Consider the following 10,989-nt stretch of genomic DNA (forward strand, 5'->3'; position numbering starts at 1 on the left):
GGCAGCTATTTCCGCCTTCCGCTCCCAATCTTTTTTGCAGACAATTTCAGTTAAGTTTAACTCGAAGACCATGCAAAAAAGGATTTCCGCTCAAGTCGGGCTGCAGATTCAACATAAATCAAATCAACAGATAACTATCAACCAACAAAAAAATGACAGCTTACGTAAAATCAACCATAGAAAACGGAATCGGAACCGTCGAGTTTTTTCATCCGCAAAGCAACTCGATGCCGAGTTCGCAACTTAAAAACCTTGTAGAAGAAATCGAAAAACTAGGAAAAAATGACGACGCAAAAGTTATCATCCTGAAAAGTGGTGGCGAAAAAGCCTTTTGTGCAGGAGCATCTTTTGACGAACTGATTTCCATTCAAGACTTCGAAACGGGGAAAACATTTTTCTCAGGTTTTGCTAATGTCATTAATGCAATGCGGAAATCTCCAAAACTAATTATTGCCAGAATCCACGGAAAAGCTGTCGGTGGCGGTGTTGGAATTGCGTGCGCAGCAGATTACACGTTTGCAACAGAAAATGCCTCGGTTAAGTTGAGTGAATTGGCGGTCGGAATTGGACCTTTCGTTATCAGTCCTGTTGTAGAAAAGAAAATCGGAACTTCCGCTTTTGCGCAACTGGCAATTAATGCGACAGAATTTTACTCGGCTGAATGGGCTAGAGAAAAAAATATGTTCCAGGATATGTACGAAACAACTGAAGAAATGGATGCGGAAATTCAAATTTTGGCAGAAAAATTATCCAAATCAAATCCTGAAGCAATGTTTGAGTTGAAAAATATTCTCTGGAAAGGAACAGATCATTGGGATCATCTTTTAACCGAACGGGCTGCAGTTAGTGGGCAATTGGTTCTCTCAGATTTTACAATCAATGCAATTAATCAATTTAAAAATAAATAATTACCAACAAAAAAGCCTTTCAAAATTAGAAAGGCTTTCGTTTTATTCTTTGATGATTTTCTGTGTGATTGCTTCTTTATCCGTTTTGATTTTTACAAGGTAATTTCCTTTTGATAAATTGGAAATGTTGACTTCTTTGGATTTTACAGTTTTCAGAAGTTGTCCGTTTTGGGAATAGATTTCTACGCTTTCTATTTTATTATTGGTATTGATAATTAATTTTTCTTTTACTGGATTTGGGTAAATTTGGATTGATGATTTTTTAACGTCATTTACACCTAAACCGCAGTCTGTACTGTAGGTTGCCCAGCTGTCTTTCCACCAGCTTAGTCCACTTGGCTTCCCTGCATCTACTTGGATACAAAAAAGATTAGGATTATTATATGAAGTTAAATATTGAATTTTATTATTTTGTCCATTTTTCAAATTAAGAGAAATCAATTGATTATTGTTGCAAGTCAAGAACATCAAATCTGAGTTTTTAGAAATATCAATATTTTTTAATAAATTAAATCCGCAATTTAAAGATTTTAAAGAGAGATGTTTTGATGTATCAACACTACTTATCTGATTGTTTGTGAAGTGTAGATTTTCGAGCAAAAGATTTTTAGAGATATCTAAAATAGTAAGTAGATTATCTGAACAATCAAGAGTTTTTAAATTGATGTTTTTAGACACGTCCAAACTTCCTATTTGATTATTTGCACAATTTAATGATTTAAGCTGAATATATTTAGAATGATCAAAATTCGAGATGTTATTAGAGTTATAACTCAGACCAGTTAAGAGTGTGTTTTTCGAAATATCCAGATCCGTTAATTGATTTTTGCTGCAGTTCAAACCTTCGAGCAGAATATTTTTTGAAATATCCAAACTTGTGAGCTGATTTGATTCACACCATAGAATTTTTAATTTGATGTTTTTAGAGACATCGAGTGTCATTATAGGATTGTTGTAACAGTATAATTCTGTAATATTAATAAAAGCCTCAATTCCCGTAAGATCTTCTATAAACCTATTACTACAATCTAAAAGTCCCGTAAAATTTTCTGCTTCCGAAATCTGTATTTGATTATCGTTATTTGTGTCAATTTCGTTATTCCATATAAGGTAATTTTTAAAATTAGCATCAGGAATATTGACGATCTGCGCAGAAAATGTAATTGACAGCAGCAATAAAAAATGAGTAAAAATGAATTTCATAATGATTATAAGTTTAGCCGCAAAAGTAATATTTTTTATTTATGAAATTGTAAAAAACAAAAACCGCCTTCCCAATCTGGAAGGCGGTTCTGTTTTCATTCGGAAATTAAATTAACTAACTCTAACTAAATTTCAAAATAAGTTCTCATCGTTGTTTGTTTTTAGAATATCTAATATGTGTTTGTGTCGTATTGACATGTCAAAAGTAGAAAGATTCGAGATGCTCCAGTAGAGTAGAAATTACCAATTTACAGATTGCGTATTTATACGGATTTCTAATTTTCCATAAAAAAAGCCCCGCAAAAAAATTTGATGAGACTTAGAAAAAATATCAAAAGTTATCTTATTGATGTTCCAGAAATTTTTGTTCGTAAGTATTGATTGTTGCAAGCTTCTTAGCTTCGGAGTTTTTCTTCCTTACAACTTTGAAAACATTCTCTCGTAATTCTACTACTTCGAATCGGTTGTAATTGGTTCCTACGGAAATATATGGTTTGGCTGTAAAAATTCCTCTGGGCGTGTGGATCTCGGCAGAAACTTGTATGATTGGAAAGATTCCTCGTTTTTCTGATTTCCATCCGGAGCTTGGTTTTACAAAAAAATAGTGGCTAGTGCAAAAAATAGTCATATATGTGACTTCGCCTCTGATGATATAATCTGTGGAATTGACTATTTCTAGTGATTGGGGCATTTTACTAATTGTTTTCAATTTTCTTATACCAAAGAAACCACAAAAATGAAAAGTAGGATAGCGTAGAAATACTGAATTTTCCAGTTACAACTTAATAGGTACAGAGTAGATGTTGTTGATAACAGCATAAATTACAATCCCAACTGTGTTTTTTGCGCCAATTTTATCAAGGATTCTCTGCCGATGACTTTCCACAGTTCTGGGACTGAGGAAGAGAATGTCTGCAATCTCCTGATTTGTTTTTTCCTGGCAGATGAGTTTTACCACATCCACCTCTCTGTTGGAAAGTGTTTCTTCATTTTCGAAAAGCGATTTTTTGCGGGCAGGCATATTCATATACGAGGTCAGCATCTCGTGGTCTTCTTTGGTAAAGTACATTCCGTTTTGGTCCACGGCTTCTATTGCATCAATGAAAGTCTTTTTGTCAGAATTTTTCGGGAGAAAAGCAGAAACGCCTAATTTTATCATATAACCCAAAACGCTGCTTTTGTAATGAGAAGAGAGAATTATGATCTTAAGGTCAGGATATTTTTTTTTGAGAATCTCTACCAGTTCAAAACCATCCATCGGCTGCATTTGTACATCTATCATTGCAATATCCGGAAAGTCTTCTTTTGCAATGGTTTCCAAATGATTTAGGATTTCTGCCCCACTTGTTGCCATATAATTCACAGAAATATTCTTTTGCATGGAAAGCAGCATTTTGATGCCTTCCAGAATAAGTTGTTCATCATCTACCAAAACTATCTTAATTTTTTCTTTCATCATAATCAATTTGGAATATTAATAATCAATCGGCTGCCAGTTCCTATTCTGTTTTTCCATTTGTAAAAACTTTTCAGAGATGCGATTCGGGATTCTATATTTTTAAGTCCCATTCCTCTGCTTGCCGTTTTGTAATCGAAGCTTTGACCATTATCAGAAAGAATTATTGTTAAATATTTCTGATGTTTCCTGATGTATATCGACACTTCATCTGCATTAGAATGTTTGATGACATTGGATGTGAACTCCTGAATGACTCTATAAATCTGAACTTCCGTGAAATTATCTTTCTTTTGGTACCTGTTATCTATAAATAGTGAAAGAGTGATTTTGTAAGAAAGATTTGTGACCAGCTCCTGCAGATACAAAACCAAACCAAGCTTTTCCAGATTGACAGGATAGAGTGAGTGGGAAATGTTTCTTGTAGAATCTATCAGTTCTGTAATTTGGGCAGTAATAACTTTTTTGGAAGCTTCCTGATTTTCCGGTTCCAGATTATTAAGCCAAAGTGAAAGAATATTAAGACGATTTCCAATGTCATCGTGCACGGAGATGGCAATTCTCTTCCGCTCATCTTCCTGGCCTTTTATGTTTTCCAGCGTCAGTTCTTTCTGATGTTCCATCTCAGCCTGAAACTGGAGATCTTTTTCCTTAACGATTCTTTGGATGAAAGTTCGGTATGCTAATAAGATAAAAGAGATAATGATGATCAAAACAATGATCAACATAATCAAAAATATGATATTGAGTTTTATTTCTTTAATTTTAAAAAAGTGTATAAGAATGTAAAATATAAAACTGCAAGTAATGTATTATTAATGATCCATAATGCGTAGAAATAATCAACAGGAAATCCTAAAAGCTGATGTTGAAACATAAATATAAAAATACTTACCGTATAATAAAGGAAAAGTACAGCATCCAAAATTACAAAACGACTTTTATCCGAAAAGTGTTTGATTTCCTGAATCAATGAATAGGCAATAAGACAAACAATAATAAGATTAGAAATTGCCTTGGAATAATCATTTTCATAATGAGGTAGCATTTTGCTTAAAACTAAAATCACCAGGCTTAAAATTCCGGTTAAAGCAAAAGTGTATTTATGTAATCTTAGTTTTTTAATAAAAATACCTGTCAGTAAAAAAAATTCTCCTGCTATATAGATAGGATACAAAACTTTGTCTGTCCAGCTTGTTCTAATAAAAAGAATCATCTCTACACAAAAAACGAAAAAGGCATAATAGATATACCATTTTTCATTTTTTGAGAAAAGTTTAAATTTTATTAGCGCAATTATCAGAGCAGTGGCTAAAAATATATCAGCCAAATTTGCACTAATTTTGAAAAATTGTTCCACGAATTATTAACCTAAAGTTGAAGCCGTGTAAGGTGGATTTGGTCTGGACCAATCATAAGTATTAGAAGGTATTTTAGTCGTGACATTTACCAGGCTTGGATTCTCAAAACAGGAAATAAAAATTAACGTTGGCAGCAATCTTTGGTAAACTGCAGACGGTTTCAATCCAAAAGCACATACAATACTGGTTGCATCTTCCTGGTTTTGCAAAAGGTCAGCTTTCGGAACAAAAAAACTTTGGAAAATTCTTTCCCCATGAAATTCATTTGATTCCAAACTTAGCCAATCCATTCCATTTTCTCTCCAGGATTCTATCTCTGCAACAGCAACTTGCTGCCCGGTTACAGGCTGGTCAAGAATAGGAAAATTAATATCAGTATCATTTTGACTTTTTTCAAGATCTTTTGTTAAAGTATAGTTATTTGTCAAAGTGTAAGTCTTCGTCTGTGTCAGCAGCAAATCATTTTCCAGAAATCCCAAGGTTGCGAATTTGTAGTCCAATAATTGTATGACATCGCTTGCACTTGTTCTTGGTGCCAGGATCAATATCAGTTCGTTGTTCCAAACACCAATATCCATCCGGAAGTAGTTTCCAGATTCATCCAGATCATTCATCCACTGTATCTGCTCAGGAAATAATCTGAAAACCTTTTGTGGGGCGATAAGTGTTTGTATTTCCGAGTAGTTAGATTTTGCTTGGTTCCAATTTTCAACAGAATCATTGTAATCCTCAAAGTTAAAATTAGCCATATATTTTCAATATTTATAGTTTGCATAAAATTAAACAAACATTCTAATAAAACTACATTAATAATTGATTATTGATGGTAAAATGATAATTAATTATAAATATGAACCGAGGTTAATTCCTGTTTTCTTAAAAAAAGACATCAACTTTCCATTATTTTTTCTATTATTAAGTCATAAAAATTTGCAGAATAAAAAATAATTCCTATTTTTGCATCCTCAAAACCAGAGTTGTCGGATCCATTAGTCCACTGCTCATATTATATTAAATTTTAAAACTTCTGAAAATGAAACCGAAAGGTTCCATTTGATAATTAAAAAAAAAGTATATCCAAATGAAACAAGGCATACACCCAGAAAATTATAGATTGGTAGTTTTCAAAGATATGAGCAACGACGAGATGTTCCTTTGCAAATCTACTGCTGACACAAAAGATACTATCGAATTCGAAGGATCTGAATATCCATTGATCAAAATGGAGATTTCTTCTACTTCTCACCCTTTCTACACTGGTAAAACCAAATTGGTTGACACTGCAGGTAGAGTTGACAAGTTTATGAACAAATACAAAAAATTCGCTAAATAATTTTAGACGATTTTTACAAATATCAAAACCTTTCGGATTTTCCGAGAGGTTTTTTTATTATTTTTGCTTTTAGATGCTGGAAGTTTGATGTCTGATGTCAGATGTCTCTTCCAACACCCAACACCCAACACCCAACAAATATGCAACTCGTTTTTTCGGACGCACAATATTGGGAAGATTTTCTTCCGCTCACTTTTACAAAACCGGTTGCAGAAATGCGAATGGGAATCCTGACTTTTTCAGAAAGATGGAAAAAACTTCTCGAGATAGACGAGGTTTTCTACATCACAGAAAATTATCTTCAGGAAAAGTTCAAAAAGCCGGAACCGAAACAAAGTCTTTTCATTGTTCCAAACTTTTTCCCTTCAGAAGATGTTTTGAAGCAAATTAAAGAACTTCAGCCCGGTGAAGCTTTGGTTTATGATAATGAAGTTCTTGTCGCCAACATCAATATGGATCAGTTTTCTCTGAATCAGATTAATAAAATGACTGACATCACAGAAAAACTGTTGTTCATAGAAAAACCAACCGACATATTTTCCCACAACGATTTTGCTATCAATTTCGATTTTGAACTAGTGACAAAAGGCAGAACTTCTCAGGAATTATCATCGACCAACGGATTCATCGGTGACAAAGAAAATATGTTTATAGAAGAAGGAGCTGTTATCGAATTTTCCACACTCAATTGCAAAACCGGAAAAATCTATATCGGAAAAAATGCCGAAATTATGGAAGGTTCCAATATTCGCGGATCATTGGCACTTTGTGAAGATTCAAAAATCAATCTCGGAACCAAACTTTATGGCGGAACCACTATTGGTCCATATTCCAAAGTTGGCGGCGAAGTCAATAATATTGTGATTTTCGGCTATTCTAATAAAGGTCACGACGGTTTCTTAGGAAATTCGGTAGTAGGCGAGTGGTGTAATTTGGGTGCAGATACCAACTCATCCAACTTAAAAAATAATTACGCCTCCGTAAAACTTTGGAATTATCGTAAAGAAAGATTCCTCGATACAGGTTTGCAGTTTTGCGGCCTGATAATGGGTGATCATTCCAAAACGGCGATTAATACCCAGCTCAATACAGGAACTGTAGTCGGCGTTGCTTCCAATATTTTCAAATCCGGCTTCCCACCAAATCTTGTAGACAATTTTTCCTGGGGCGGAATGAAAGGCGACGAAAAATTCCGACTCGACAAATCCTATGAAGTGGCAGAAAAAGTAATGGAACGACGAAAAATCCCAATCACCGAAGCTGACAAAGATATTTTGAAGTACATCTATAATGAGTTTTAAAATTAAAACTCATTTTTTTTATGATAAAATTGGCTCCCTTTATGCTTAGGGAAAACCAATTTATATCAAAGTTTGCTTATTTTTGCTGATTGAGGTTTTGGTCTAAGCCTAAAATCTAATTTTTAACATCTATATATAATAATGAAGCAGTTTCTTCTTTGGCTATTTGCATCGTTGGTTTTGGTAAGCTGTGCCAGAGTTGGTTCGCCCGTTGGCGGCGCAAAAGATTCTATCGCCCCAAAAATGATAGGTTCTAATATTGACACCACCAGAATCAATGTCTCAAGAAATCTCAAAGAACTCAGAATAGATTTTGATGAATACATCATGTTGAAAGATGTAAGCAAGAATTTGATTATTTCCCCTCCGATTCAGTACACCAAGATTATTCCTTCTTCCACCGGAAACAAATATCTGGAAATCCAATGGAAAGATACGCTTCAGGCAAACACGACTTACAATTTCAATTTCGGAAATTCTATTGTAGATCTTAATGAGAGTAATGTCTTGCCTTATTTCAATTTTGCATTTTCGACGGGAGAAAAATTGGATGACCTTTACATCAGCGGAACGGTTTCCGATGCGTTGGGAAATGAGAAAAATTCTGAGGGAAAAGAAAAAAATCTGGTCGTTGGACTTTATCAGGTCAAAGACACGATGAATTATCGTCAAAAACCCTACTATGTTTCGAAAGCTGACATTGATGGTTATTTTGAATTAAATTATTTGACACCCGGAAAATATAGAATTATCGGTTTCGATGACGAGAATTCTAATTCCATTTATGACATCGGAAAAGAAAATGTTGCTTTCCAGAAAGAAGTGATCGATCTTCAAACAAGTATTTCCGGACTGAAGCTAAAATCTTTCCCATCCAAAAAAGATGTAAAATATAAAGAAATGACAGTTTCTACCGGAGGGGTCCTTATGACATTTGATGGGAAGCCGGAAAAAGTAGTGGTGAAAACCGTTGGGGAAAAGCCTGCAGATTACAAAGTGACACACAAATCAAAATCAGACTCTGTAAGGATTTGGTTTGATGCAACCAAAGAAAACATCAGAGCAACAGTCAGCGAAAATCTAAAATTCTCCTATGACACAGGTTCCAAGCAGGACACAGTCTCTATATTTTATAAAAGACCATCGAAAGAAGAGATGACAATAGCCAATCCTTTTTCAAATAAGTTGGCTCCGGAAACAGATTTTAGATTTTCTTCTAATTATATCATTAATAAAATCCAACCGGAGAACTGGAAGCTGGAATCTGACAGCATTGCGCAAGACTTCACAGCCAGAATTTCTGAATTGGATTCCACGCAGGTTATTGTAAAATCAAATTTCATAATCGGGAAAAAATACAAATTGACTGTTCCGAAAAATACATTGAGTTCCTTTTACAACAGATCAAGTGAAAGTGTCCGTTTCGATTTCGAAGTTGCAAAACTGGCAGATTTCGGAAGTTTTTCCGCACATCTTAAAAACCTTCCTGCTCAAAAATTCTGGATCCAATTGTTAGATGAAAAAAATGAACCAGCTTATCAGCAATACACCAATCTGGCGGATGTCAAATTCGTTAATATCAAACCCGGAACTTACAGACTTCGGATTTTGGTAGATAATAATGAAAACGGAATCTGGGACAGCTCCGATTTTTCTACAGAAGTGGTGGCAGAAGATGTTTATTTGTTTAAGAAATTTGGGGATAAAGAAGTGATGAGCAAGATTAATATCCGCCCTATGTGGGAAATCAATGAGAATTGGGATCTTACTTTAGAAGAACAACCTGCCAATTGAAAAAGATAATTTTTTGGGTCGCTGCTGTTTTTTTAGGAATTCAGTTGATTCCTGTTGACAGGGAAAACAAACCCGTCAATAAGAATGATAATTTTTTTGATATTCATAAAACACCGGAAAACATAAGGGTTATTTTGAAAAATGCCTGTTACGACTGCCATTCCAATGAAACCAAATATCCAAATTATTCCTACATTGCTCCAATTTCTTGGACAATTAAAGATCACATCAACGAAGGTCGTTATCATCTCAACTTTTCAGAATGGGGTTCGTACAATAAGGAACTCAGACAAAATGCAATTGAGAAAACGATTTCTACTGTTCGTGATGTGGAAATGCCGCTGCCTTCATACATAGGTTATCATCCCAAAGCTAATTTAACAACCAAACAAAGAGAAACTCTGGAGCATTATTTTCAAAAATTAGTAGAATAAATAATACTTTAAAAATTATTTCTATTCAGATATCAATTATTTTATATATTTGATAAAAACTGAAAGTTATGAATAAGTTATTAATTACTATTTCTCTGTTTTGTTCATTAATTGCTAATGCGCAGCAAAAAGAGGATCAGGAAAAGATGAATCTTGTAAAGATGAATCTTACATCCATTGTTTTTCGCAATTATCAATTTGCTTACGAGCGTTTGTTTACAAAAAGGTTTTCTGTTCAGGTATCTTATGGCTTTATCCCAGCCGGTCAGGTTCCGTTGATAGATGAAATTATCAAAGACGAAAATGTTGATAATATAAAATTAGGTGGAAACAATATTACAATAGAACCTAGATTCTATCTTGGTAAAGGCTATGGTCATGGTTTTTATATTGCGCCTTATTATAGATACTCACATTTCAACATAGATAATTTGACTTACCGCTACACATCAGAAGATCCTGCTGCGGCTGATAAAAAGATTCCGATTGCATTTAATGGGAAAACCAATTCTAATAATGTAGGTTTACTGCTAGGCGCCCAATGGTTATTGGGTCGGAGAGACAATTGGGTATTGGATGTTTGGTTCATAGGTGGTCATTATGGTGGCGCAACAGGAACGATTACAGGGAAGTCCTCCAGGTCTCTTACCTCTTATGAGCAGAATCAGCTTAAAGAAGATATTAAGGACTTAGATATCTCGTTATTTAATTACAAGGTTACAACGGATTCCTCTGGCGCCGTGATTGCTTTGGATTCGGATTGGTTGGGTGTTAGGTCTGGGATATCGTTCGGTTACAGATTTTAAGAATATAATAAATAGGGCAATTCCACAAAATTGCCCTTTCATATGCCTCGTCATTTTGCGAACCGGGCTATCCGCTGCAATCTTTTTATAAAGATTTGCTCTATTTTATCCATTACAAATCTTTATAAAAAGGATTTCCACTACTATCCCTATTGCGGGGTTGCTGATAAATCCACGATTATTTCCTCTAAATAAAACATTCATCAAAAACAATGTCGTTGATAACCAGCGTTGTACTTAAATGTTTATTTAAAAAGAGCAAATAAACTTGCAGTTTGGGAAAAAGTTCCTACTTTTGCAACCGCTTTAAGAGAGCAGCGCAGAAGCCTAACAGGGAAATATGAGAAGATTGGCACTTATTAAATAAGTATTAATTTTCGGATAAAAGACTTG

At 34.4% G+C, this 10,989-nt stretch carries 12 protein-coding genes; 6 read left to right on the top strand and 6 right to left on the bottom strand.

Annotated elements, in window-relative coordinates; translation table 11 throughout:
* Window positions 1–152: 152 nt before the first annotated feature.
* On the top strand, window positions 153–908 hold the full coding sequence (locus OPU68_RS11675) for an enoyl-CoA hydratase/isomerase family protein (protein WP_498474162.1): 756 nt from the start codon (window positions 153–155) through the stop codon (window positions 906–908).
* 42 nt (window positions 909–950) lie between these two features.
* On the opposite strand, the gene OPU68_RS11680 is transcribed toward OPU68_RS11675, so the two are convergent.
* The 6 genes from OPU68_RS11680 to OPU68_RS11705 all read right to left on the bottom strand — a co-directional run bounded on the left by OPU68_RS11680 (window position 951) and on the right by OPU68_RS11705 (window position 5,677).
* Window positions 951–2,111: a T9SS type A sorting domain-containing protein gene (locus OPU68_RS11680; protein WP_498474163.1), complete on the bottom strand. Its 1,161-nt coding sequence runs from the start codon at window positions 2,109–2,111 to the stop codon at window positions 951–953.
* A 343-nt stretch (window positions 2,112–2,454) separates the two neighbouring features.
* Window positions 2,455–2,802, bottom strand: a complete 348-nt coding sequence (locus OPU68_RS11685) for a hypothetical protein (RefSeq protein ID WP_498474164.1) — start codon at window positions 2,800–2,802, stop codon at window positions 2,455–2,457.
* An 84-nt stretch (window positions 2,803–2,886) separates the two neighbouring features.
* Window positions 2,887–3,567 carry a response regulator transcription factor gene (locus OPU68_RS11690; protein WP_498474165.1) on the bottom strand — a complete coding sequence of 227 codons (681 nt, stop codon included), beginning with the start codon at window positions 3,565–3,567 and terminating at the stop codon, window positions 2,887–2,889.
* A 5-nt stretch (window positions 3,568–3,572) separates the two neighbouring features.
* Window positions 3,573–4,295: a sensor histidine kinase gene (locus OPU68_RS11695; RefSeq protein ID WP_498474166.1), complete on the bottom strand. Its 723-nt coding sequence runs from the start codon at window positions 4,293–4,295 to the stop codon at window positions 3,573–3,575.
* Between the two features lie 23 nt (window positions 4,296–4,318).
* Window positions 4,319–4,927, bottom strand: coding sequence for a hypothetical protein (locus OPU68_RS11700; RefSeq protein WP_498474167.1), 609 nt, complete (start codon window positions 4,925–4,927; stop codon window positions 4,319–4,321).
* A gap of 6 nt (window positions 4,928–4,933) precedes the next feature.
* On the bottom strand, window positions 4,934–5,677 hold the full coding sequence (locus OPU68_RS11705; RefSeq protein ID WP_498474168.1) for a hypothetical protein: 744 nt from the start codon (window positions 5,675–5,677) through the stop codon (window positions 4,934–4,936).
* 332 nt (window positions 5,678–6,009) lie between these two features.
* Between OPU68_RS11705 and OPU68_RS11710 the strand changes: the two genes are divergently transcribed.
* The 5 genes from OPU68_RS11710 (at window position 6,010) to OPU68_RS11730 (ending at window position 10,596) form a co-directional block, all read left to right on the top strand.
* Window positions 6,010–6,261 (top strand): type B 50S ribosomal protein L31, encoded by a 252-nt coding sequence (locus OPU68_RS11710; protein ID WP_034964157.1) that lies wholly within the window; start codon window positions 6,010–6,012, stop codon window positions 6,259–6,261.
* A 140-nt stretch (window positions 6,262–6,401) separates the two neighbouring features.
* On the top strand, window positions 6,402–7,562 hold the full coding sequence (locus OPU68_RS11715; protein ID WP_498474169.1) for a GlmU family protein: 1,161 nt from the start codon (window positions 6,402–6,404) through the stop codon (window positions 7,560–7,562).
* A 141-nt stretch (window positions 7,563–7,703) separates the two neighbouring features.
* Window positions 7,704–9,356 (top strand): Ig-like domain-containing domain, encoded by a 1,653-nt coding sequence (locus tag OPU68_RS11720; protein WP_498474170.1) that lies wholly within the window; start codon window positions 7,704–7,706, stop codon window positions 9,354–9,356.
* A complete protein-coding gene (locus tag OPU68_RS11725) occupies window positions 9,353–9,790 on the top strand; it encodes a heme-binding domain-containing protein (RefSeq protein ID WP_498474171.1) in 438 nt (145 codons plus the stop codon). Before OPU68_RS11720 ends, OPU68_RS11725 begins: the two co-directional genes overlap by 4 nt.
* Window positions 9,791–9,858: 68 nt before the next feature.
* Window positions 9,859–10,596: a DUF3575 domain-containing protein gene (locus tag OPU68_RS11730; RefSeq protein WP_498474172.1), complete on the top strand. Its 738-nt coding sequence runs from the start codon at window positions 9,859–9,861 to the stop codon at window positions 10,594–10,596.
* Window positions 10,597–10,989 lie beyond the last annotated feature (393 nt).

The organism is Chryseobacterium sp. TB1-D10, assembly GCF_059803555.1.

Excerpts from the sequence above, each read along its gene's own strand:
- OPU68_RS11690 (WP_498474165.1), bottom strand. The coding sequence starts at position 3,567 with ATGAAAGAAAAAATTAAGATAGTTTTGGTAGATGATGAACAACTTATT.
- OPU68_RS11695 (WP_498474166.1), bottom strand. The coding sequence starts at position 4,295 with ATGTTGATCATTGTTTTGATCATCATTATCTCTTTTATCTTATTAGCA.
- OPU68_RS11705 (WP_498474168.1), bottom strand. The coding sequence starts at position 5,677 with ATGGCTAATTTTAACTTTGAGGATTACAATGATTCTGTTGAAAATTGG.
- OPU68_RS11710 (WP_034964157.1), top strand. The coding sequence starts at position 6,010 with ATGAAACAAGGCATACACCCAGAAAATTATAGATTGGTAGTTTTCAAA.
- OPU68_RS11715 (WP_498474169.1), top strand. The coding sequence starts at position 6,402 with ATGCAACTCGTTTTTTCGGACGCACAATATTGGGAAGATTTTCTTCCG.
- OPU68_RS11685 (WP_498474164.1), bottom strand. The coding sequence starts at position 2,802 with ATGCCCCAATCACTAGAAATAGTCAATTCCACAGATTATATCATCAGA.
- OPU68_RS11675 (WP_498474162.1), top strand. The coding sequence starts at position 153 with ATGACAGCTTACGTAAAATCAACCATAGAAAACGGAATCGGAACCGTC.
- OPU68_RS11720 (WP_498474170.1), top strand. The coding sequence starts at position 7,704 with ATGAAGCAGTTTCTTCTTTGGCTATTTGCATCGTTGGTTTTGGTAAGC.
- OPU68_RS11730 (WP_498474172.1), top strand. The coding sequence starts at position 9,859 with ATGAATAAGTTATTAATTACTATTTCTCTGTTTTGTTCATTAATTGCT.
- OPU68_RS11680 (WP_498474163.1), bottom strand. The coding sequence starts at position 2,111 with ATGAAATTCATTTTTACTCATTTTTTATTGCTGCTGTCAATTACATTT.